The organism is Paenibacillus sp. LS-5 (assembly GCF_056121505.1).
Genome location: NZ_JBWAVA010000012.1, coordinates 39605 through 63852, shown reverse-complemented (window position 1 = coordinate 63852; position 24248 = coordinate 39605). Strand labels below are relative to the sequence as shown.

At 51.3% G+C, this 24248-nt stretch carries 20 protein-coding genes; 5 read left to right on the top strand and 15 right to left on the bottom strand.

The window, feature by feature from the left end:
* Nucleotides 1-71: 71 nt before the first annotated feature.
* The 3 genes from AC0MA3_RS17565 to AC0MA3_RS17555 all read left to right on the top strand — a co-directional run bounded on the left by AC0MA3_RS17565 (nucleotide 72) and on the right by AC0MA3_RS17555 (nucleotide 3779).
* Nucleotides 72-1913, top strand: coding sequence for a sensor histidine kinase (locus AC0MA3_RS17565; RefSeq protein ID WP_474657142.1), 1842 nt, complete (start codon nucleotides 72-74; stop codon nucleotides 1911-1913).
* Complete coding sequence (locus AC0MA3_RS17560) at nucleotides 1910-3541, top strand: helix-turn-helix domain-containing protein (protein ID WP_474657141.1); 1632 nt, start codon at nucleotides 1910-1912, stop codon at nucleotides 3539-3541. The genes AC0MA3_RS17565 and AC0MA3_RS17560 overlap by 4 nt, the downstream gene beginning before the upstream one ends.
* A 142-nt stretch (nucleotides 3542-3683) precedes the next feature.
* Nucleotides 3684-3779 (top strand): YjcZ family sporulation protein, encoded by a 96-nt coding sequence (locus tag AC0MA3_RS17555; protein WP_218619217.1) that lies wholly within the window; start codon nucleotides 3684-3686, stop codon nucleotides 3777-3779.
* A 62-nt stretch (nucleotides 3780-3841) separates the two neighbouring features.
* Here AC0MA3_RS17555 and AC0MA3_RS17550 read toward each other — a convergent pair whose 3' ends face one another.
* From AC0MA3_RS17550 to yicI, 3 genes are all read right to left on the bottom strand, one after another.
* Nucleotides 3842-4165, bottom strand: a complete 324-nt coding sequence (locus AC0MA3_RS17550) for a hypothetical protein (RefSeq protein WP_474657140.1) — start codon at nucleotides 4163-4165, stop codon at nucleotides 3842-3844.
* 72 nt (nucleotides 4166-4237) lie between these two features.
* On the bottom strand, nucleotides 4238-5404 hold the full coding sequence (locus AC0MA3_RS17545; protein ID WP_474657139.1) for an SGNH/GDSL hydrolase family protein: 1167 nt from the start codon (nucleotides 5402-5404) through the stop codon (nucleotides 4238-4240).
* 225 nt (nucleotides 5405-5629) lie between these two features.
* Entirely contained in the window at nucleotides 5630-7951 is a 2322-nt protein-coding gene (gene yicI / locus AC0MA3_RS17540; protein WP_474657138.1) for an alpha-xylosidase, read from the bottom strand.
* Nucleotides 7952-8077: 126 nt separating this feature from the next.
* Between yicI and AC0MA3_RS17535 the strand changes: the two genes are divergently transcribed.
* Nucleotides 8078-8962, top strand: coding sequence for an AraC family transcriptional regulator (locus AC0MA3_RS17535; protein WP_474657137.1), 885 nt, complete (start codon nucleotides 8078-8080; stop codon nucleotides 8960-8962).
* A gap of 138 nt (nucleotides 8963-9100) precedes the next feature.
* Here the strand turns inward: AC0MA3_RS17535 and AC0MA3_RS17530 are convergent, their stop codons facing one another.
* Nucleotides 9101-9541, bottom strand: coding sequence for a hypothetical protein (locus AC0MA3_RS17530; protein ID WP_474657136.1), 441 nt, complete (start codon nucleotides 9539-9541; stop codon nucleotides 9101-9103).
* A gap of 149 nt (nucleotides 9542-9690) precedes the next feature.
* Nucleotides 9691-11814 carry a class I SAM-dependent methyltransferase gene (locus AC0MA3_RS17525; protein WP_474657135.1) on the bottom strand — a complete coding sequence of 708 codons (2124 nt, stop codon included), beginning with the start codon at nucleotides 11812-11814 and terminating at the stop codon, nucleotides 9691-9693.
* Nucleotides 11815-12033: 219 nt separating this feature from the next.
* Between AC0MA3_RS17525 and AC0MA3_RS17520 the strand changes: the two genes are divergently transcribed.
* Nucleotides 12034-12945 carry a DUF1963 domain-containing protein gene (locus AC0MA3_RS17520; protein ID WP_474657134.1) on the top strand — a complete coding sequence of 304 codons (912 nt, stop codon included), beginning with the start codon at nucleotides 12034-12036 and terminating at the stop codon, nucleotides 12943-12945.
* A 110-nt stretch (nucleotides 12946-13055) separates the two neighbouring features.
* On the opposite strand, the gene AC0MA3_RS17515 is transcribed toward AC0MA3_RS17520, so the two are convergent.
* The 10 genes from AC0MA3_RS17515 to AC0MA3_RS17470 all read right to left on the bottom strand — a co-directional run bounded on the left by AC0MA3_RS17515 (nucleotide 13056) and on the right by AC0MA3_RS17470 (nucleotide 24231).
* Complete coding sequence (locus AC0MA3_RS17515) at nucleotides 13056-13994, bottom strand: alpha/beta fold hydrolase (RefSeq protein WP_474657214.1); 939 nt, start codon at nucleotides 13992-13994, stop codon at nucleotides 13056-13058.
* 226 nt (nucleotides 13995-14220) lie between these two features.
* Nucleotides 14221-15588 carry a sensor histidine kinase gene (locus AC0MA3_RS17510; RefSeq protein WP_474657133.1) on the bottom strand — a complete coding sequence of 456 codons (1368 nt, stop codon included), beginning with the start codon at nucleotides 15586-15588 and terminating at the stop codon, nucleotides 14221-14223.
* Nucleotides 15585-16259 (bottom strand): response regulator transcription factor, encoded by a 675-nt coding sequence (locus AC0MA3_RS17505; protein ID WP_379163761.1) that lies wholly within the window; start codon nucleotides 16257-16259, stop codon nucleotides 15585-15587. The genes AC0MA3_RS17510 and AC0MA3_RS17505 overlap by 4 nt, the downstream gene beginning before the upstream one ends.
* Before the next feature lie 38 nt (nucleotides 16260-16297).
* On the bottom strand, nucleotides 16298-17173 hold the full coding sequence (locus tag AC0MA3_RS17500) for a radical SAM/SPASM domain-containing protein (RefSeq protein ID WP_474657132.1): 876 nt from the start codon (nucleotides 17171-17173) through the stop codon (nucleotides 16298-16300).
* Nucleotides 17174-17211: 38 nt separating this feature from the next.
* Complete coding sequence (locus tag AC0MA3_RS17495) at nucleotides 17212-18198, bottom strand: Gfo/Idh/MocA family protein (RefSeq protein ID WP_379163647.1); 987 nt, start codon at nucleotides 18196-18198, stop codon at nucleotides 17212-17214.
* Nucleotides 18199-18459: 261 nt separating this feature from the next.
* A complete protein-coding gene (gene thrC / locus AC0MA3_RS17490; RefSeq protein WP_474657131.1) occupies nucleotides 18460-19848 on the bottom strand; it encodes a threonine synthase in 1389 nt (462 codons plus the stop codon).
* 197 nt (nucleotides 19849-20045) lie between these two features.
* Nucleotides 20046-20540, bottom strand: coding sequence for a CYTH domain-containing protein (locus AC0MA3_RS17485; protein ID WP_474657130.1), 495 nt, complete (start codon nucleotides 20538-20540; stop codon nucleotides 20046-20048).
* Between the two features lie 69 nt (nucleotides 20541-20609).
* A complete protein-coding gene (locus tag AC0MA3_RS17480; RefSeq protein WP_474657129.1) occupies nucleotides 20610-21155 on the bottom strand; it encodes a hypothetical protein in 546 nt (181 codons plus the stop codon).
* A gap of 268 nt (nucleotides 21156-21423) precedes the next feature.
* A complete protein-coding gene (locus AC0MA3_RS17475; protein ID WP_474657128.1) occupies nucleotides 21424-23145 on the bottom strand; it encodes an adenine deaminase C-terminal domain-containing protein in 1722 nt (573 codons plus the stop codon).
* A gap of 21 nt (nucleotides 23146-23166) precedes the next feature.
* Nucleotides 23167-24231: an ABC transporter ATP-binding protein gene (locus tag AC0MA3_RS17470; protein WP_474657127.1), complete on the bottom strand. Its 1065-nt coding sequence runs from the start codon at nucleotides 24229-24231 to the stop codon at nucleotides 23167-23169.
* Between the last annotated feature and the right edge of the window lie 17 nt (nucleotides 24232-24248).

The window sequence follows — 24248 nt, the reverse complement described above, 5'->3', positions numbered from 1 at the left end:
TCAAAGGACCGCTTACACCTACTCATGTGATCGTTAAGGTGTAAAATATTGATCGGATGTGACAAGAATCGATGAAATGGAACAGTATTCGCACTAAATTGATTGTATTTTTACTCCTTCCTACCTTAATTTGTATTATGGCGACGATGTTTATCAGCTATTCCTACACGACGAAGTCTCTCCGGACCCGGGCAGTGGATGAGAATAAAAATCTGCTATACCAAGGCTACAAAAATATCAACAGCCTGATCCAGGAGGTAAACCGGCTCTCCCTGACGGTCTACTCGGACTCGGACTTCTATAGACAGCTCGAAGCGGGCTACGACGATATGACGGCCAACATCCGGATTTACTCTTCACTGAACTATATTTTGACATCTATGCCTGACATCTTTCAGGTCTATCTATACCGTGTCAAAGACAGTAAAGCCACGCTCGTAGCCCACAACGCCACGCCCAAGCGGTGGCAGGGAATTCCGCTCTATGCTGACTCCCGGATCACGGATCCGTATCCCCTCTCTTTTCAGAGCACACATATAAGCAACAGCTACGGTATGAATTCAGTGATTCTGCAGTTGAGCCCCGAGCCGGTCTTCACCCTGCACAGAAGGATTGAGAGAATTCCTTCCACCGATGCGCTTGGCTATCTCTCTATTGATGTGAAGCTGACGGCGTTTACGGATATTATGGACCAGCTGTATGAACGGGGTAAGGAGAATATCTATCTGGTGGATGGCAGCGGCACAGTGGTATATAGCCATGATGAGGCAACCTTGGGTAAACCGCTGAATGCCTCTTGGTATGACAAGCAAATCGCGGGAAGCGGGCTGTCCCAGGGATATTTTGAAGAGGATGGAGCTGTGTTTATCTATCAGAGGATAGAAAGTTCCGGACTGAACTGGACGCTGGTGAAGCAGATTCCGGTCTCTTACCTGTACCGTGAAGCCAACGAATCAGCCCGGATCAACATCATGCTGCTGGTGCTGCTGATGGTTATGATTATTGCGCTGACGATTCTCATCTCCTTCCGGATTACAGCCCCGATTAAGCAGTTGACAAGGTACATGAATCAGGTGCAGACGGGTAATCTGGAGATTGATATCAGACCAACCGGCAAGGATGAGATCGGCCTCGTCACTGAGCGCTTCCGCAGTATGATGGATACGATCAACAATCTGATTCTGCGTGAATACCGGCTGGAGCTGTCGAACAAAACCAATGAGCTGAGGGCGCTGCAATCGCAGATTAATCCTCACTTTATGAACAATACGCTGCAGATTATCGGTACGCTCGCTTTGGAGCTTAAGGTGCCGCAAATCTACGCCCTGCTCTCCGCACTCGCCAAGATGATGCGCTATAGTATGTACAATGATGAGAAGATTGTTACGGTTCAAAATGAGCTGGATCATGTCAAAGCCTACATCGAGCTGCAAAAGGAGCGTTTTGAAAACAAGTTCACTTTCCGCTACGATATGGAAGAATCGCTGCTGAAGGCGCTGATGCCCAAAATGATCCTCCAGCCCATTGTGGAGAATTACTTCAAGCATGGTTTCAATCTCGCCCGTACCGACGGGCAGATCGAGATTACGGCCGCCCGGCTGGATTCCGGGCGGATGGAGATCATTATCCATAACAACGGCAGTTCCATTCCGGCAGCAAGGCTGGAGGCTCTGCAGCAGGAGCTTCAGCATCCCAGCCAGCTGGATATTAACACCCTGAAAGATGCGGACAGCGCAGACAGTGCAGACAGCACAAGGGATGCCCCGGGCGCCCGGATCGGCCTGCCCAACGTACTCGCCCGGCTAAGGCTGGTCTGCGGGGACAGTGCTGTGATGACTGCCGATAATCATATAGCAGGCGGAGTAGTGATCAGATTGGAATTTGACATTGTAGTGGAGAGTGAAGAGATATGAAGGCGCTGATTGTTGACGACGAAGCCAGAGTACGCAAGGCGGTCAGACTTCTGGTCGACTGGGACGCGCATCAGATCGGAGAGATTCTCGAAGCCGGAAACGGCAACGAAGCCATAGAGCTGATCCGCAGGGAAAAGCCGGCCCTGGTCATTATGGACATGATGATGGAGTCAGGGAACGGGATCGAGCTCATGACCTGGGTGAATGAATTTGCCGGGGGCACCAAATTTATTGTGGTCAGCGGCCATAATGATTTTGACTTTGTCCGTCAGACCGTCCGTCACGGCGGGATTGACTATATTCTCAAACCCATTGAGCCGGAAATGATCAATAATGCTGTATCCAAAGCGGTTGCCTCCTGGCGGACCGAAGAAGAAGAGCGCAGCCACCGGCAGAAGCAGAGCATAAGACTGAATGAAATCAAGCCCATCTATGGGGAGAAGCTGCTGTCGGCACTGATCGATGATCCGCTCAATGCGGATGCCACGCTGCGCAGGCTTTTGGATGAGGGAGTGGTTCCGCCTAATACCTCCGTCTCACGGCTGATTCTGGTCCAGACCGATCCCGGCAACAATCCGCTGATCAAACGGTTTGGCGGAGACAGCGAGCTGATGTATTATGCCATCGTCAATATCTGCAATGAATTTCTGCAGCAGCAGGGCAAAGGGATTGCCTTCCGTTATTGGGGCGGACCGCCCGAAATCGCAATGATCCTGTGGGATGTTCAGGAGTCGGTTGTCGAGCTGGTCAACCGGATCAACCAGGGAATTTACCTGACCCTGCAGTTCCGGATGCACTTTGGCATCAGCTCCGTCGGCAGCCTGCCTGGAGGACTGCCCGCAGAACGCGCAGAAGCCGCCGAAGCCCTGCTCCGGCGCAATCTGTTAAGACATGAGGATTACTGCCATTTCTCCTCGCCTTCTGAAGCTGTAGACACCGGGAACGGAGCCCCGATGATCTTTGCAGACGTACAGGAAGAATGGAGAATGGCTGTAATCAGCGGCAGCCCTGAGGTGTTGTCAGCCGCAGCACAGCATTGGACCCACGAGCTCAGCCGGCGGGGTGTGGTTACCCCGGAGATGCTGAATTCATGGAAGGCCGACGCCCTGCTCTTCCGTTCCCGGCTGGTACGTGAAGTTCTAGGCGGACAGGCAGACAGTGCACTGGCAGAGCTTGAGCGGGCGGATACACGGAATCCTGCCCCCCTGCCGAGCGGCTATTCCTTCTCCTTGTTCGCCTGGCGCGACTGGTCCTTTGCCATGCTGCAGCAGCTCTCGCAGGAGCTTTCCGCCAGAGTAGTCAAGGAACGCAATCCAATGACGGATATTGTGAAATATATTGAGCAGAACTACCCGTCCGACCTGTCACTGCAGGAGGTGGCCGGCAAATTCTACGTTAGCCGCGAATACATTTCACGCAAGTTCAAGCAGGAGTATGGCATTAATTTCTCGGATTATATCACCAGTGTCAGAATCGACAAAGCCAGACTGCTGCTGCAGAATCCCAACCTGAAGCTGTCGCAGATCTCCGAGATGGTCGGCTTTCATGATGTTAAATACTTCAGCAAGGTGTTCAAAAAACAGGTGGGCAGTTCTCCCAAGGATTTCCGGATGCAGAATACCCCCTGATACGAAGAGGACCGGTTGCCCGCACATCACCTTCCCTCATCTTTGATCATATACATCCCAATGCTGGTCAAACGTCCATACAGAGATGGGGCAAGGTGCATATCATGGATCTGTAAGATCATCCTGCGGAGGAGGGAATACAATGAGCGGTTGCGGAAATATTGGAGGTCTTGTTACTTCCACTACTACAATCTTGGTACTGTACATTCTGCTGGTGATTATTCTCCGGACATTCTAATCAACCACAGACCCCCCAAAAAAAAGAGAGCCTACCAACATGTAGGTTCTCTTTTTTGAAGTTTAAGTATACAAAAGAGTGATCACAAGTATTTCATACAGCACAAGGGTTAATATTGTATCATTGATACTACTTCCGTAAAAAGCGCGTTGCCCCCCATGATGCTGTCCCTCATGATGCTGTACCTTCAAATAAAACAACCCTCTGTCACATCCCACAATTCTCCCGGTGAACACTTGACCGTCTAATGTTTGCACTTGAACAAACTGATTGACATGTTGTCTGCATATGCCGTGTAAATGATCTCTAACCGATCTCAAGTTTTGGACATAATGTTGATCTGCCTGATACAACACTTTTTGCTGTGATCCCATCTGGATACCCATAGTATGCACTACCTCCCTATAAAAGTAATACATAGTATGCCTAGTGTGCTTTGGGTGTTCTTTATTTCTTCCTCAATACCACGCCAGAAAAGCCTCCGCCACCGCCTTGCCGGCTGTGCCGTTCGGATGCGGGTCGTCACTATTGCTCATATACTCAGCGCGGACCCGGTGGTCTGCCGGAGCCGGCATCGACAGTACGGCCGCGATATCAAATACGCGGCTGACCCCTGCAGGGGGAGCCGTAAGAATCTGTGCATTCACACTGCGCCAGGCCTCCTCACGTTCACCCTCAAAATTAAACGGCGGCACAGTGCCCAGAATAATCTTCACTCCGGGATTCGCCTCTCTGATCAAAGCAATAATGTGCGCCAGATCTTCAAGCAATTCCGCAGCTGAACGTCTACCGATATCGAGATCGTTCACACCCAGCACAATCAGCACTTCATCCCCCTGCTTGGCCTTATTCAGCCATGAGCCGTTCGTTGCCACATCGTAAGCTCTGCCCCAGCCGGACCCGAGATTCCATAGCCCATAACCGGTTCCCAGTCCTTCGGCAATCCGCGCAGCCCAATAGGAATATTCGTCCTTTGCCGTCCGCACCCCCTGCGTAATGGAATCACCCAGGAATACAAGCTTCTTGGATACTCGTTTCTTGTAGCCGATGTAGCTTGGCAATACCAGCAGCTTGTCCGATACACTGAAAGATACATCTGATTCCTGAGCGGCAAGATTCCCCGGGCCATCGTAGGCAGAGACCAGGATACCTTCCACGTTGTACGGGAAGCTTTTGCCTGGTGAAGCCGTTCTAATCGTCCACGTAAAAGCAAGATAGTGACCCTCCGGCAGTGTAAGGGAAGCCTCATCACTCCAGAAGGTTTCGCCTGGGGCAACCTGCTTCGCTGCTCCTCCCGAGAAGGTCACGGGCACCTGAGTGCCTGCCGCGACCGTACCATCCGGTTCCAGACCTCCGTCGGCAATATAAGCCGCCTCAATACTCCACTTACCTCCCGGTTCGCTGCCTCTCGCTTCAAGGCCCATATCCCAGGTCGAATCCACCGCATTGCTGTGCCAGAATTTCAGGGTCAGGCTTCCATTCTCCCGCAGCCGGATGAACGTCCGGTAAGTATGAGTAAATGGCTCCTGCGAGTTCATAATATAATTGGCGGCCGTGGACAGCGCCGTGGCCGAGGAATACTCAGACTGGCTGAACACTCCGGCTTGGTTCTCTTGACTATGCATAGTGAATTAGCTCCTTCGTTCATACGAATCTGTAAACAATCACAGTATACGGACATTACCGGCGTAACACTAATACGAAACAGCCGATCTATAACACAATTCTGATTATGAGATTCCCCTGGCAGATCCCCTCACAGCACAAACCTCCCTGACTTCATGGATGCTTCACAGCCATGTCGTACAGAGAGGTTCTGTGTCATTCTGCCAGGGTGCAGAATCCTATTCTTATTTCAGGGTAATGGTGAACGATACGGAGTTGGCGCCGGCGTTCACTTTCACTGTTGTATCGTCTGCTTGCTCCGCTCCGTCGACAGAAGCGATAGCACCCAGGTCTTTCACAGCCAGTGTGAATGCCTTGCCGCTTCCTTCTGCGGTAACGGTGATGGAACTGCCTTTACGTTCAGCCTTCACGGTCAGTTCAGGCGCACCGCTCATGTCACGGACAGTTGCAGTGGTTGCTGCCCCGTCTTCCAGAGCATACAGACCGAATTTCACGCCATCGGCAAAATCATAATCCGGACGGGTATCCACACTGCCTGTAGCCAAGAGCGAGTTCTGGCGTACGAACAGCGGCAGGCTGAAGAAATCATGTTTTTCTTTGCGCCAAGATCCGCCTTGAACCGTTTCCCCGCTTAGCAGGTGTGTCCAGCGTCCAGCCGGCAAGTAGTATTTCACTTCGCCGTTTTCCTGGAAGATTGGAGCCACAAGGAGCTTATCGCCGAGCATATATTGACGGTCAAGCACTTCACATGTAGGATCTTCCGGGAATTCCATTACCATTGCACGCATCGAAGCCCAGCCCAGCTCATGTGCCTGTCCGGCCACATCATACAGATAAGGCATCAGGCTGCATTTGAGCTTGGTGAAGAAGCGGGTAACATCCACAGCTTCATCATCATATGCCCAAGGTACACGGTAAGAGGTGCTGCCGTGCAGACGGCTATGGCTCGAGAGCAAGCCGAAGGCCAGCCAGCGTTTGAACACATGCGCAGGAGCTGTATTTTCGAACCCGCCGATGTCATGACTCCAGAATCCGAAGCCGGACAAGCCCAGGGACAACCCGCCGCGAAGGCTTTCTGCCATCGACTCATAATCTGCGTAGCAGTCACCGCCCCAGTGAACCGGGAATTGCTGTCCGCCAGCCGTAGCTGAACGGGCAAATACAGCAGCTTCATGTTTGCCGAGCTTTTCTTCCAGTACTTCGAAGACCACTTTATTGTACATTTGCGTGTAATAGTTGTGCATTTTCTGCGGGTCGGAGCCGTCGAAGTACACCACATCGGTAGGAATGCGTTCGCCGAAGTCGGTCTTGAAGCTGTCTACACCCATATCCACCAGGTCACGCAGGTAACCGGCATACCATTCACAAGCTGCAGGGTTCGTAAAGTCTACAAGTCCCATGCCTGCTTGCCACAGGTCTGTCTGATACACGTCGCCGTTTGCTTTTTTGATCAGATAGCCGTTTTTCTTGCCTTCTTCAAACAGCGGTGAACGTTGTCCGATATAGGAGTTGATCCACACGCAGATTTTCAGGCCTTTTTCCTTCAGGCGTTTCAGCATGCCGACAGGGTCCGGGAATACGCGCGGGTCCCACTGGAAATCGGTCCATTGGTATTCACGCATCCAGAAGCAGTCGAAGTGGAAGACATGCAGCGGCAGATCGCGTTCAGCCATACCTTCAACGAAGGAATTCACAGTCGCTTCATCGTAGTCGGTTGTGAACGAAGTAGTCAGCCACAGGCCGAAGGTCCATGCCGGCGGAAGCGCTGGCTTACCGGTTAGCGAAGTATATTTGGTGATGACTTCTTTAATGGAAGGCCCTTCGATGATGAAGTATTCCAGGCTTTCGCCGGCTACACTGAACTGCGCTTTCTTCACTTTTTCTGAAGCGATTTCATACGATACCAGTTCGGGATGGTTAACAAATACGCCATAGCCTTTGCTTGTAACATAGAAAGGAATGTTCTTGTAAGCCTGCTCGGAGCTGGTGCCGCCATCTTTATTCCAGATGTCTACTACCTGTCCGTTTTTGACAAAAGAGGTAAACCGCTCGCCCAGACCATAGACGAATTCGCCTACGCCGATATCCAGCTCTTCACGCATGTAGGTGTTGCCGTCCTGGTCGGTAATGTAGGCCATTGATTTGTAACCGCTGCCGGTAATACGCTCGTCGCCCCGGAAGAAATCTACGGACCACCCAGCCCCTTTGTTGATTACAACGCGAAGTCCGCCGCTGATGAGCACGGTCTGTGCATCGGTTTCTTCGATTTGAACGTGGTCGCCGGTTCCCTTAGTCAATTCAAAGGCTGGACCACGGTCCAATACGCCATCATTGTGAATGATTTTGATGCCCACCACGCCTGGAAGCGGGGAATGGAATTTCACGGTCAGGAGCGTGGAGTTCAGGGTTGCTGAACGTCCTGTAATTGGAGTCGTCTGTGTAACAGCCGTTAATCCCTCAGCTGTTTTTTCCACTACATAGTTTTGAACTGCACCGTTGATGTTGATTCCGTCACGAACCAGCCAGAGGCCGTCTGTAAATTTCATGTGGTACTTGCCACCCTTCAATTTGGTGTTTATAGTTGCATTATAACGATAATAATTATACAAAACTAATATATTATAGTTTATTTATAACATTATTCTGATGTTTTCTCGAAAAGGAGGCCCCTAATGGACCGCACCTCGCAGCGTCTGCTCAAAGAAGACCGTGTTCATGGCGATGTCATGTTCCCGCTTTCCGCCTATTGGATCGAACTTCCCGCCGGAACTCCTGTCCTAGATACACACTGGCATGAGGAAGCCGAGTTCTTCCTGCTGCTGGAGGGAGAGATTATGTTCCAGGTCGATACCGACTATTTCACACTCCGCCAGGGCGAAGCCGTATTCATAGAATCCGGCGATATCCATGCAGCATATGCGCTGAATGACAGCCCCTGCCGCTTCTGTGCACTGGTCTTTCACCCCGATCTCCTGGCCAGCGCTCAATATGATACCATTCAGCAGAACGTGATTCAGCCTCTTCTGGAGAAACGCCAGAGCTTCCCGCGGCAGCTGTCGCCGGACATCCCCTGGCAGCTGGAGCTACTGCGCCATCTGGAGCGCATGATGGAGGCCTATGATCTTAAAATGCCCGGATTCGAATCCTTTATAAAAGGAACTTTGCTCATCATGCTCTCCCAGATCGCCATTGAGGGCCGGTCAGTGAATCACAGCCAGTCAGAGAGCGCCGATACCACCAAGATCAGCCGGCTCAAAAAAGTCATTCTCTATATCCAGGACAACTACCAGGAACCGATCCGCACCCGCGATCTCTCGGAGCTGATCCCCATGAGTGAAGGGCAATTCTGCCGCTTCTTCAAGGCCATGACCCGAAAAACACCCGTGGACTATATCAACTCCTACCGGATCCGCCAGGCAGCAGACCTGCTGCAGCAGACCGAACGCAAAATCTCCGACATTGCCCTCGAAGTCGGCTTCGACAACGTCAGCTACTTCATCAAAGTCTTCCGTAAGTCGATGAAATGCTCCCCTTCGGAGTTCCGCAAGCGCTGTTGAGCTGGCGGATGGTAGCCTGAGTCCTTTGATCTCTCCATCTGCACTGGATATACAACAACCCCTTAGGCGATGGCCTAAGGGGTTGTTGTATGCTGATTGCTGATTGGTTTGTTCACTTTCTAATTTCTTCCGCGAAGCTTAAGAAGGAAGGTTCAGGTCCGGAGCCGCAGGCTGTTTGGCCAGACGGGCCGGCATCTTCCAGGCGGTAAGAATGGCCAGAATGCCGAACACAATGTCCATCGCACCGAAGAACTCTTTGATGTTGTCCATGAACAGCGTGATCAGATCACTCGCGAACATTCCGTCCAGACCTTCGTTGATTAAATAACTGAAGATGAAATATTTTCCGAGGAAAATCCCCAGCAAGCTGGCGATCACCGCGATTACCTGATGCGCTACATTCGTACAGCCTCCGCTCAGCTTCACAACCGCAAATCCGGCTAATCCACCGATGGCCCAGGCCAAAAGACCAATCTCATAATCGGTTTGGATGGCAAGGGCAGCCCATACCGCACCGCCTATAACCGCTGCCAATAATGCCCCCAGTATCGGTAATACAATCCTGCTTTTCTCTCCCATTTCGTTCCTCCTGAATATGTATCAATTTGCCTAATCCGGCAATAAGCCGCTAATATTGGATAATTACCAATATATATCGGCAGAATCCACCTATTCATAAATATTTCCATGGGAGAAATTTTATTTAACCTTATTGCAATTATTGCGGATCAATGGCTCTCTCTTGCCTTCCGAATCACTATAAAGCAGGTACTGTCCGGCAGCGAGACCTCCTGTCCGTTCTCATCCATCACCACTACCCGGTCCTTCAGCGCCTCCGTATAGCCCTCCTGCAAATAATGGCGGAAGACCTCAATCTTCGCCCGTTCCCCCAGGGTCTGTTGAATGAACGCCTTATACTGCGAGGGGGTGAAGTAGCCGAACTGCTCCTGGACCTCATGAATGTAGGCTTCTTCTCCCCAGGTGTAGGTATATAGAAACTCCATCGCATCGTTCACCGGCATCAGCACCTCTTGCTCGTCTACGTGTTCAACTTGAATATTCCGTCCGGCAAAATCCTTGGCATAGCGCTCCAGCGCCGCCATCCCGTCCGCCTCCAGCATACGCACCCGGCGCCGCTGATTCACCGGCTCGCTCATAATACCGTCACGGATAATAATAACGCCGCCCTCTGCCAGAACCTCAAAGCTGCTTGCCAGCGCCGCAGCTACGGTCTCATGGTTGAACTTCACCCCGTTCAGCGGCACATAGGAATACAGCTCATGCAGAATGGAGGAGAATATCACGGTATCCACCGTTCCTGGCTCCACATACTCCTTCAGGTTCAGCGCATCGCCCTGCAGCACTTCCCAGCGCCGCCCCTCCCGCTGCTTCTTCTGGCGTAGCGCCTCCACCACATTGCTGGAGATATCAATGCCCACAGGAATCACTCCCGGCATCCGCTCTTCGATCAGATCCAGCAGCACGCCGCCGCCAGGGCCTATGTCCAGCACCTTCTGTCCGGTGACATACTCCAGAATGACCGCTTTATAGTCTGCTGTCTCATTCATTTGGCTTAAGTACGTATCCTCATTGTGGAACCGGTCAAAGGCATCCCGGCGCAGCTCAAACAGATCGAATAGCAGCAGCACGGCCCGTTCATATAGTGCCGACTTCTCTGCTTCCATACAGAACTCAATCAGCTTCTCCGCTGCCGGAGAGAATTCGAAATGGAAGAACAGTGTGTCCGGCAGGTGTTCCTCCCGCCGCAGCCGGTGAATCAGATGCGGATTGCCCGCAGGGGTAGAACCGTCCAGAATATCCTCCCAGGACAGTCCGGACAAATACTTTTCAATAATCCGCTTCTTGTATACATTGATCTTCTTGGCACCCTTGTAATCATAATAAATGCTGTTCATTACCGCCTCGTAGCTGATATGGTTCAGGCCGGACAGCTTACTGCCGCAGGCGGTGAGTGTCATAACCTTAAGAAACTGCTCCAGCGAAAAGGTCTGCAGCGCTGATTCCACATACCAGAATGTGATCGGCTGCATCGGCTCCAGAACATCGGGATTGAATCCCTCGTGCAACAGGCTGCTCCATTCAGTATCATAATCCTCACCTGCCGCAATCGCCCCCGCACGCATTCTCTGCAAGCGCTCCTTCATCGGTACTTCGGCATGCTGCAGATCCCCCGACGAGATCACGGCGATCAGCTCCATAACCTGGGTCCGCACCTCCTGCCACAGCTCAGGGGATACTGCAGATATAATGCAGTGATTCAGTGCAAACAGCAGGCGCTCCAGCTCATCGGCGGTCAGCAGTCCTTCCTCTACCATCGAAGCTAGCGGGCGGTTGACAGAGGGCGGCACTTCACCGCGAATCTGCTGCCCGATCAGGCCATGCGTTTCAATCAGACGATGCACAATCTCTTGCTTCGCGGCTTCGGTACCGCCGGCCTCCATCCCACGAATAGAATGCAGACCATACTCCCCCGCATGCCTCAAGTACAGCTGGGCCGAACCGATATTATGCACAAAAATATTAATGCCTTCCGCCTGCCAGAGCCTGCGCTGCCGGAGGGTGCCACCCTTCGCCGTCTCCGACCAGACCAGCGTCTCTTCCGCCAGCTCCTTGATCCAGTAGGACAGCGGCAGACTGTCCAGCAGACGCAGGCTTCGTTCTACGTAATCCAGCACCGGATTAATGTATTCCAGCTCATGCAGCGAGTCCACACGTTCCAGGTTGACAATGGTTTCTTCTGCTTGAACAATATATTCCAGCCAGGAAAAGCCCCCGCCGGACAGCTGTCCAATTTCTCGGTATTCTTCAATGGCTTGCAGGGATTTCAGCATGCGAATTCCTCCTAAAGTATGTATAAGTGCCGAACCTCTCATTAGTACGAATTAAACGAACCGTAACACCATCAAACAACAGACTTGCCGCACGGAGACATAAGGTTTTTGGCACATCTGTTCTGAATGAATATATCGGTAGTCACTGGAGGATAAGTCATATAACATGGGGACAAGAGCACTTGTAGAATAAGCATTTTGAAAGGCAGGATATGAATCGTGAATATATTCAAAATGATAAGTGCATGCCTCATATTTCTCATCTCGTTAACAACGGGTTCAGCAGAGCACCACGAAGGCTCGAACCAAGTGAAACCCCCTCTGGCCGGTCAGATGGCAGAATCCTCCATGGGTGACATCCGTTCGATGCTGGAAGAAGCAGGTCTGGCCAACTATTGGGGCACCTTAGAAAAGCACATTAGGCCCGGATTCTATATGGCACCCACGATGGTGGACGATGACACCATTCAGCTTGGAACCAGCAAAATCGGCGGGCTTCCTGATGTCCCCTCCACCTTTCAGTGGCCCTCCTGGAAGCATCATCCCATGTCCTTTGTCGCTCAAATTAACCTGGAAGAATTCCCAATGGATGAGATAGATCCGGAGTACCCCGCAAGCGGCATTCTGTACTTCTTTTATGTGTATGACCCTGACCTGTGGTACGACGACCCGCGATATGATGACGACAAAATGAATAACAATTCGGTTTATTATACCACCGACACTTCAGAATTGATAAGAATGGAACCGCCAAAGGGGCTACTGAACCCCGAAATATTCAAATCTGCCCTACTCGAGAAAAAGCTTGAATTAACTATCCCCGACAGCGATTATGTGGCAGAGAACAAGCTGATCCGAAACAAAGGGGATTTAGATAAATACTCGCTGGGATTCTGGACAGACTTCATGGAAACCTATCATCGGGAAATCGGGTTTCGCTTCTTGGGCCACATGACGCCTTTGCAATACGGAGGCCACCCCAGCGATCAACTCCTATTGTTTCAGGCGGATTCTAGTGATGAGATCGGGATGAGTTGGGACTTGTCCGGGTTATTATACTTTTTCATACGGGAGGATGACTTCAAAAAGGCATTTTTCGAGAATGTCTATACGGAACGGGTGGGGACTTAAGGAGGGAGGATCGACTTGCATTTAGCAAGAAAATAAACAGCGGCAACCCAGGACTTTGATTCTCGTCCATGGCTGCCGCTGTTTCTATGATTGGGGAATAGAGCAATCTCTTATTGGGACTCCTCCATAAACGCTCTGAAGTCCCGGGCGATTTCTTTGGATCTGGTATGATGCAGGTAATGGCCTCCTTCAAGTGTGATCACTTTTCCATGTACAGAATCTTTGACTTGCCCTTCATGCAGCGGCAGCCATCCTTCAACGTCTGTATTATTCGCTTGTACAAATAGAAGGAGGGGAAGGTTCTTCGGGAATGTCAACGCTTTAGCGGCTTCAAAATTAGAAGAAATGTGTTCCATTTCATTCATCACTGTGGCATTACTGGAGTTTTTATTCGATATCATTCTCATTTGTTCTTTGATTTCAGTATCGAATGGAAGTCCGGCATAGGGATCACCGCTTATTTTCTTCAGCAATCTCATGAGACCCGATTTGTCGAGAAGCTCCAACGTTTTCACCGGTAATTCATCATCCATACCGCCTTGCGTGGGAACACTGCTGTCGATCCCGACAAATGCATTCACTTCATCGGCATATTTGTTCACATAATCCAGTCCGTAAATGCCTGCAATGGAATGCCCCATTAGGGTATAATGGTCAATCTGAAGCTGCTGTAAAGCCGCATGAATCTCACTTACAATATTCGCTGTGCTTCGTTCTTTACCGGTTCTATCACTTAATCCATAACCAAACGGCTCAATCACAACAACCTTGTAAAAGGGTGACAGTTCTTCTACCAGCGGCTTGAAATCAAGTGCCGGCGCTCCTGTCCCATAACCGGGCAGCACTACGACGGTTTCTTCACCTTTTCCTTGAATCAGAACATTCATGTTCTTCCCGTCCACAGGGACTAACTGGCCATAGGGCTGGATTTTACCTTGCTCCGATTTATTGCTGATCAGATTAACTACATATACAATGGCTAAAAAAAGGGCTATTGCTATAACTAATCCTGCTAAAGATTTCAGTACAATTCTAAGTATTTTTCTCATTCCCGTGCCCGTCTCCGTTCCCCTTGCCTCTCCTGGTTTCACTCGTATCTTCTCCTGTTCTCATCAGTGATTCCGGTTGTCTTAACGATCCGTTAAGGCAAGTCTATGCAACGAAGATGTACTCCCCGTGACGACAATATGAACGGAGTATGAACAGACAAAAAAAAGCTACGGCGTCACAAGCACAGGGCTTGAAGATCATGCCGTAACCTGGACAATGCACCTGCTAATCAGCCTTCATTAGGATTGGCAAGGTGACCATAAGGGTGGTTCCCCGGCCGGGCTCACTCTCCACCCGGATATCGCCTTGATGCAGCAATACAATTTGTTTCACGATGGCAAGTCCCAACCCGCTGCCGCTATATTTACGGCTGTGGGAGCGGTCGGCCTTAAAGAACCGCTCGAATATACGCTTCTGGTCCTCGGGAGAAATACCAATACCGTTGTCGGATATCCGGATGGTCACATTGTTACCATCTTGCCTGATGCTGACATGAATAACGCCGCCGTCCATAGAAAATTTGATGCTATTGCCGATCAGGTTCGTCCATACCTGGTTTAATTGATCATAATCAGCCATGAGCCGGACGGCCTTCAAATCAAGCTCGAAACGGATGTTGCGGGCCATCCATTGCGGCTGGATTGCGACGATGACCCGTCTGATCTGTTCATCAAGGCTGAACGTGGTGAATTGCAGCTGCTGTGATTGTGATTCAAGCAGACTCAGTTTTAACAGGCTGTCGCTCATCTTGGACATCCGGTCTGCTTCAGCGATGATGATATCGAGATAACGGCTCCGCTCGTTTTCTGCAATACCTGGTTGCTTGAGCGCCAGGGCATAACCGGATATCGAGGTGAGCGGCGATTGAACTTCGTGCGATACGTTCGATACGAAATCCCTGCGCATCTGCTCAAGCCGCTGCAGATCATCCATCATTTCTTCGAAGCTGCGTGCCAAGGTACCGAGTTCACCCTTTTGCTTAATATTCAGCTTGACGCTGAAATCTCCAGCAGCTATGCGGCGGGTCGCTTTAGTCAGTGTTTTGATCGGACTGATCAGGAACATCGCGGCCACCAGAATCAACAAGCTTCCCGCAATCAACGAATAGGTCAAAAAGTTTATGATCCATTTGATAATAAAAGAAGAGGAAGAGGAGGCACGCTGCTCTACAAACATCGCTTTTGTTCCCGTTTCTGTGTGTAACGGCAGTCCTAAGAGGATAGGATTAATGCCATTCGTCTTGCCCTGAAAAACTTTACCCTCAAGCACTTCCTGTATTTGTTCCCCAGTCACAGTGATCGGATTATGCTCCTGAAGCACTCCCAAAGACTGGAGTTGCCCCTTCCCATCATAGATTCGAACATAATAGGAATTAAGCTGTTTCATACCGCTTACGTACGCGTCTGCTTCACTCACAGGTAAGGTCTCGTACATCCGGGCAATGTCCTGTCCAAAATCAAGTAACGTGACTTGCAGGTTGTCGTTCAATTGATCTTTAAATATCCAGGTTGCCACAAAAAAAGCAATGATCGTGCCTCCGATTACGGAGACTAGAAATGTCAGAACGACACGTGTATATAAGGATCTGATCATTCGTAAACCTCAAGCCGGTACCCCAGCCCGCGGACCGTCTCAATCCGAAAATCAGGTGTCGCCGCGAACCGTTCGCGCAGGCGTTTAATGTGCACGTCTATCGTCCGGTCATCTCCAGCGTAATCAATCCCCCAGATTTGGTCGATCAGCTGCTCACGGGTATAGACCTGTCCTGGTGTTCCAGCAAGCTTATACAGCAATTCAAATTCCTTAAGCGGCAATGTGAGCGGCTCCGTCCCTCTCATCACCTTATAAGTCTGCCGGTCAAGGGTGACGTTGCCGAACTGGATCGTCTGCGTGGAGCCCATACGGTATCGTTTGAGCAATGCCCGGACACGGGCGGTTAGCTCCAGCGGATCGAATGGTTTCGTCATATAATCGTCCGTCCCCAGCTCGAACCCTTTCACTTTCTCCCAGGTTTCGCCTCTTGCCGTCAGCATAAGTAACGGAAGATCGGGATTGGCTCTTCTGAGCTCCTTGCATAATGTCCAGCCGTCCATAACCGGCATCATAATATCGAGCACGACAAGATCGACATTCGTGGAGGCGTAGACAGCCAGTGCTTCCTTGCCGTCCGCAGCTTCGGCAGTTGTGAATCCGTCGTTGCGCAGAAATAAACAGACAAGCTCGCGAATATTCGCATCGTCGTCCGCTACCAGTACAGTAGGCATCCGTTCCCTCTTTTCCAGCTCAAGCTTACCTTCCCTTACTAACTCCCAAACCGCTGTCTGTACCCGCATTTGCGGCACAGCTCTTCCACCGCTTCGCGGCGGGAGAAGCCATAGAACAGATTGTTTGCGCGCTCGCCCTCGACAATCTCCGAGAACGGCTTCTCATGGATATTGCCGAGGTTAATTACACCCTCGCCATCCAGACAGCACGGCACCACCGTGCCGTCGACCAGCACCGCCGCCTGGCTGCGCAGCGCATGGCAGAAGCCCTTGCCGTCATCCTCCGGCTCGTGTAAGGCCGGCCATTTGAACTCGTGATCCTGGTTCAAATACACCCGGGGTGCAATCTTCACCCCGCTGCCCGGCACAACCTTTTCTTCAATCTTGAAGTCCAGATTGAAGGCTTCTTCGAGCAGCGCCAGCGTTTCGCGGTTGCGGCTTTTCTCCAGATTCGTCCGGTTGTCCTCGGTCAGATTCCACAGCCGGAAGGAGATAATGACGCCCTGGGCAGACGCCTCACGCACAAAAGAAATAATCTCCGACACATACCCCTCACGGTTCTCCGAGCCCGCATGACCGTCAAAGCTGTGCAGGGAGAAGTTCATCTGCCGCAGCGCCGGCTTGCCGAGAATTTTGGGCCCTGCTTTGTGGATCAGCGTTCCGTTCGTTGTAATGTTGACCTTGAACCCTTTGGCATGGGCAGCGTCGAGCAACTCGCCGATTTTGGGATGCAGCAGCGGCTCGCCTTTGACATGCAGATAAATATGATTGCTGTGCGGCTTAATCTCGTCAAGAATCGTATTAAAGGTATCCAGCTTCATGAAGTTTTTCTGCCGTTCGGTAGGCGGGCAGAAGCTGCAGGCCAGGTTGCAGACGCTTGTAATCTCGATGTAGACCTTTTTAAAAGTTTTCAAGTTCCGCTCCCCATTTCAATGTTCATCCGTGCTAAGGGCTACAGGTCCGAGGCATAGCGGAGGCCGATCTGTGCTCTGGCTTCCTCCATCACCTCGGAGACCGCCAGTGAATTAGCGTGGCTGTTCACGCTGCTCTCGCGCTGCCCGCTCTTGATCAGACTAATAAATTCCTCAACCTCGTAATACATCGGCTCAAATACCTGCGGGAGGGTCAGCTCTTCGACCGTTCCGTCGCGGTAGTGGATTTTGACCTGGTACGGCTGGTTGATCTTGTCGATAACCATCGTGCCGTTCTCGCCTTGAATCTCGGCAGGCAGATACGAATCGGCAATCTTGGAATGCATGACCACGGCATCCATATCGGGATAACGCATGATGATGCTGCCTTCACCATCTACTCCCGAAGGGAGCATCAACCCAACAGCCTGAACAGCTTCCGGTTTGCCGAACAGCGCTACCATCGGATACAGACAATAGATGCCAAGATCCATTAACGAACCGTTGGAATAGACCGGATTAAAGGCATTCAGCACCGTTCCCTGGCGGTAAGCATCATATCTCGAGGAGTATTGACAATAGCTGGCGAAATAACGGCGCACTTGGCCCAGCTTGTACAGGTTGTCTCTGATCACGCCAAAATTGGGCATAAAGGTAGACTTCATGGCTTCCAGGAACAGCACATCGTTGCGGCGGGCCGCTTCAAGAACTGCACGCAGCTCCGCGCTGTTGGAGGCCGCAGGTTTTTCACAGATCACATGCATCCCGTGGTTCAAACAGATGAGTGACTGCTCGGCGTGCATCGAATTGGGACTGGCAATGTACACCGCATCCACTTCCCCGCTGGTCACCATTTCCTCAAGATTAGTATAAATGGAGGCCCCTGCATATTTAGCAGCAAAATCGCGTCCCTTCTCCTCCGTACGGGAGTATACAGCAGTGAGAATAAATTCCTCGTTCTCTAGACCCGCTTGAATGAAGCGGTCTGTAATCCAGTTGGTCCCTACGACTCCGAATCGAATAGTCATGAATGATCCCGTCCTTTGATTAATATAAAAGCCGCTTCGGCTTGGCATATGGAGTCTCTTCCTGCTATTTTCTCATTCCGGGATAGCAATGTCTACTTTTCAAGGGTAATTTCCGACAAATTCCGCAAACCAATAGTTGTGAAAAAAAGCACCTGCCGTTTACATAACAAAACCCTGTCCTTTGCGGGAACAGGGCTATATGCATTAAGTTACATTCAAGCGGCCTGCTGGAGGATGTCCGGCAACGCTGCTCGTTCCATTCTATTCGTAGAATTTCACCAGCTGACGCACAATCTCCGCCTTGTCATGCTCCACCACAGTCATGAACTGCGGCATGGAGAACAGGGCCGAGATGGGAGCAGGGAATTCCTGCTTGATGCCGGTTAGGGCGATCGCCTCATCGAACTTGGCCGGATGTGCCGTAGCGAAGGTAATATTCGTGTCTTGAGGATCACTGAACGCTTCATAGGCTGCAATACCGCAGGCTGTATGCGGGTCCAGCAGATAGCCGTATTCCTGCTCATATTTGCCGATGGTATCCAGGCACTGCTGATTCTTGACCCCCAGCGCGGAGAAATCCTGCTGCACCTGGGCAAAAGCCTCGCCTTCGACAGTGATTTTGCCTGATGTCTGCAGCTCCGCCATATATGCGGACAGCTTTACCGCGTCCTCATCCAGAAGATAATACAGATAACGCTCGAAATTGCTCGCTACCTGGATGTCCATGGACGGGCTGTAGGTTCCCGTGAAGCTGCCTGGTTTGTATTCGCCGGTCAGCACGAAACGTTCGAGAATGTTATTCTCGTTGGTGGCGATGATGAGCTTGTTAATCGGCAACCCCATTTTTTTGGCAAGATAGCCTGAGAAAATATTACCGAAGTTACCCGAAGGCACACTGATGTTGATCTTCTTCTCGTCGCTGCCCTCAATCTGCAGATAGGCATAGAAGTAATAAACGGTCTGCGCCAGAATGCGCACAAAGTTGATCGAATTGATCGCCCGCAGGTGATACCGGCCCTTGAAATCCAGATCGGCGAACAGCTCCTTAATCACCTTCTGGCAGTCATCGAAGTTGCCTTCAACCGATAGATTCAGCACATTGCTGTCGTCGACTGTCGTCATTTGCAGCTCCTGTACCTTGCTGACCTTGCCGTGCGGATGAAGAATACAGATCTTGATACCTTCTTTGCCGCGCACCCCTTGAATCGCCGCCGCTCCCGTATCCCCTGAGGTTGCACCGAGAATATGGATGATCTCGCCACGCACCTTGGCAATATAGGAATACAGCTCGCCCATGAACTGGAGGGCCACATCTTTAAAGGCAAAGGTAGGACCATGGAACAGCTCCAGCACATACAAGGAATCATTCACCTGGTGCAGCGGCGTCACCTCCGGCGCGCGGAAGTTGCCGTAGCTGGTGTAGACCATTTCTTTCAGATCATTATAGGGAATTTCATCATTGGTATAGTAAGAAAAAATTTCAAGGAACAGCTCCTGGAAGCTAAGACTTCTCCACTCTGCCAGCTTCTCGGGGGAAATCACCGGAATCTGAAAAGGCACCATCAGCCCGCCGTCATCCGCCAGCCCCATCAGGACCGTATCAATAAAGCCCTTAGCTTTCACATTGCCTCTTGTGCTTATATACTCCATACCTCTCTCATCCTCCTGAACCCCTCTTTAGTTATCCTTCATACAGGCTGGTCTATAAGTTCACATTCTATATGCTGATAATGAAGCCGTACTGAACCAGCTGTAAACTCACTCTATATTAACACGTTTACGCGTTAAAGTCCGTTACTTCTGTGTCAACTTTTGTGATAAAATCCTCAGGGTCCGTCGCCTGGCGCTTAGCGGTTCTGCAGCTCTTTCCAGACAGTCTTATTACTATACTTCTTCTCCACGCTTACATCCTTGCCGAACCATTCAGGGGCTGTGAAGCTCTCCGCTTCCTCCAGTGAATCGAATTCAACCTCCAGCACGGTAAGCTCAAGCTGAGTGTACAAGTCAATCTCCACAGTCGTGCCATTCCAAATACCGGTAATGCGCGTCTTGACCAGAGGCACAGCTTGTACCGCTTCGATCATCTGAGTATACAAACCTTCCGAAATGTTATATTCAATCTCTTGGCGACTGATCCCCTTGCCGTCCTTGAAGGTGTGGGTATACGTGATTTCGCCCGAATCCAGGTCGGTGATCTTGCGCACCCTCAGCTCCTGCCCGTCCTCAATCGCGAGGTACGTCTGGTCGATGCTGTGCCGGGTGAGTACCTGCACATGACCTTCCTGAATTAACCGCTCCGGGTACTCCGGCAGCAGGAATTTGCGTTCAATCTCCATAGCCATACTGTCTCGCTCCTCTGTTCGTATGAACATTTATATTATTTATCATCATAGGTGCGGGTCATCCGCAAGTCAATGGAATCTGCCAACTCCGTCGAACAGGCGGTCGATAGACTGCATGTCATAGTCATTGATGATTTTAAAAGATCCGCTGCTGTACTTATCGTTTCTGGACGAGTCGTGGATGGAGATATACTTTTGATCATCCAGTCTAATCACGAATCTTGGATAACCGTCTACAAAGATGTTAATCCAGTAGCTTCTGGTGAAATCGTGGGAAGCGTAAGAGCTCATCAATTTCACCCCGGCAAAAGCATTCATAATGCTAGCAATCTCCGCTTGATCAGTTACAGTGACTGTCACCTCATCTGTCGTTACCGGCAGGGACTGGATGACTTCAATAGAGGTTATATCCTGCAGATGGATCCGTCCGGACACACGTTTCTCGAAAGAGGTGAAGGACTGCACGATCGTCCCCACGACAAACACACTTAATCCTAACAGGAAAATAAAAACAAATATTTGCGTCAGGTTTGGCTTCTTCCTCTTCCCCTGATGTTTCTGCTCTCTCAGCTTTTCCACATGGTCCACCTCGTTCATCCGGTCCACCTCCGTCATCAGCTCTGCCTCCTCCGAAATCAAGCAATGCTTCCATTATATACAAAATGGCTAGCACAAAAAACCTTTGGCCGAAACCGAAGGTTACTTGAGACAAAGTAAGCAGATTGGGGAGGGAGGGCAGTGTTGCCATGGGATCGGCGTCGTACAGAAGCTCATAAATCCATTACTAGCGTGAAGCCCCCCACCAGAAGCAGAAAAAAAGGTACCCCCTACCGGGATACCCTGCTCTGCAAAATTTATGGCCCATTCTCGCTCCAAACGCAGCCTACTCTTCCCCAAGCGGGAACAACAGCGGCACGACACAGCCCTTGCCTACATCGATCAGACCATGATCCGTGATCTTAAGCGCCGGGCTGACCGGAAGGGAATGTGTGCTGATGGACATAATCGGATTGTAATGATTGTAACCCAGCGATTCCATCGCGGTCCGCAGTCCAAGCACGCGCTCTGCTGTCTCTTCGAGCGGTGCTTCGGTCAGGATGCCGCCAACGGGCAGAGCCAGCGAAGCGATAATCTTGCCATCCAATACGACACAGAAGCCCCCTTGTTCGGCAATCACTGTATTAGCTGCCATAGCCATATCCTCAGGGTTGTGGCCCACGACCAGCAGATTGTGATTGTCATGCGAATAAGTGGTAGCAATGGCGCCGCGCTTAATCGTATCGCCGCCGATCAGGCCATAGGCGCGGTTGCCGTTCTTGCCGTAGCGCTCAAAGGTCGCGATCAGGCCGAACCCGCTCTGTTGCCACTCAAGCATTCCGTCTTTAACTGTGGCCTTCCCATGCTTTTCCTCGGTAAAGGTGGAGATGCTGTTGACCATCATCACCCTGGAGCCGTAACGGCCATCCGGCAGCTCTGAATGCACTGCAAAGTCAGCGGCAGTCAGCGGAGGCAGCTGTACACTTGTATAGAAATGTGCCGGGAACCGCGGACTTGTCTCTGCCTGCGGAAGCTGAAGCTTGCGGTCAAAGACCTGAGCACCGCGTTTGTAGACGGCTTCGATAACAAAGCTGTCCAGATCCGAGAGCAGCAGATAATCAGCGGTTTTGTTCGGCGCAATCACGCCGCGGTCAACCATTTTCATCCGGCGGGCCGGGGTGAACGTAGCCGCATAGACCGCGTCCTCCGGGGCCATCCCCATGGCGACAGCCTTGCGCACCAGATGGTCAAGATGTCCGGTCTGCATCAGCGAATCCGTCATCACATCATCGGTCACGAAGCAGAAATGCTCGCTGACAGCATGTTTTATCAGGTAATCCACCACATCCGCGGTCATCGATTTCTCCTGAATCTCGATGAACATACCCGCTGCAATCCGTGCTTTAAGGCCTTCAATGCTCTGATGGGTGTGATCCGAATCAATCCCGGCATAGATCAGGCGGTGCAGGTCAAGGTCGAGCAGCTTCGGCGTGTGGCCCTCAATCACAAGACCGGGATAACGGCTGCGGACATGCTGGAGAATACGGTTGCTTTTGCCCCCGGGATCACGGATGACATCTACATAATTCATCACTTCCCCCAGACAGATCATCTGCTCCGTCTCCATCAGTTCGTCGATATCCTTGATTTCAATCGAGCCTCCGGTTGTCTCCAGCGTAGTAGCCGGAACCGAACTCGGTATCGAATAGAACATATCCACTGCGCATTCCCTGCTCGCCCGGATCATCTCATGCACACCCTCTACCCCGAATACATTAGCCATTTCATGAGGCTCAGGGACAATCGTCGTTACCCCATGCCGCAGGATGCCGTAAGAGAAAGTCTCCGGAGTAATCATCGTGCTCTCGATATGCAGATGGATATCAATCAGGCCAGGGACCATATATTGCCCGTCTGCCTGAATGATTTCCTTCGCCTCAAAGGTCTCCGCTCCAAGCGGCCCGATATAGAGGAACCGCCCGTCCTTCACAGCGACATTCGCCGGGTCGAACCGTTTATAGTAACTGTTATACACCTTAGCGTTCAATATAAGTTGATCTGTAATCATCATGTATGCTCCTTATAAGCGCTACTGCACCAGCACCAGCTTCTCTTTTGGAAAATAAACCGTGACCTGCTCCCCTTGCGCAAAAGGATGCTCCATCTCCTGATTGACGGTGAATACGCCGAGCTCCGTCTCTACCTGATACTGATAGCTGCGGCCCAGATACGTGCTGACCTGCACAGTGCCGGGCAGGGTGTTGCCTGTGGTAGCGGAATCCGACGTGCTTCTGAGGAGCTGCAGATCATCGGGACGGATGGCTCCCAGTAGTCCGGTATTGCCTTCCCCATTCGGGCGTTTGACCGCAAGAAAACTCATAGCGCCTCGGCGCAGCTCAATATCCGTCCCCTCGTCATTCCTTCCGTCAAAAGAGATAAAGTTCCCGAACCCGATGAACCGCGCCACAAACTCGCTAGCCGGATACTTGAAGATCGCCTGCGGCTGGTCCAACTGCTCGATCTTGCCGTTGTTCATGACAGCGACCTGATCGGAGATCGAGAAGCATTCTTCCTGGTCATGAGAGACGTAGACTGTCGTAATACCCAGTTCCTGCTGTATGCGGCGGATTTCCACCCGCATGTTAACCCTCAGGTTCGCGTCAAGATTACTGAGCGGTTCATCGAACAGCAGCAGATCCGGCTCGATCACCAGCGCCCGGGCAATTGCCACCCGCTGGCGTTGTCCGCCGGACAATGCAGCCGGGAGTCTTTTCTCAAAGCCGCCCAGACTGACAATCTCCAGCATCCTCGTAACCCGCTTCTTGACCTCCGCCTCTTTCAGCTTGCGCAGTCTAAGGCCGAACGCCACATTGTCATATACCGACAGATGCGGGAACAGCGCGTAGTTCTGAAACACAAAGCCGAAATTCCGTTTTTCTACCGGAACCTTGGTGTAATCCTTTCCGGAGAACATGAAATTGCCTGCTTCCGCGCCTAGGAATCCGGCGATCAGCCGCAGCGTGGTTGTTTTGCCGCACCCGCTCGGTCCGAGCAGGGACAGAAGCTGCCCCTTGGCCAGCGACAGATTGAAATCTTCCAGGATCAGACGGTTGTCATAAGCAACCGATATATGTTCCAGACTTAAGAGCGCCATTGCGTTATGCCTCCGTA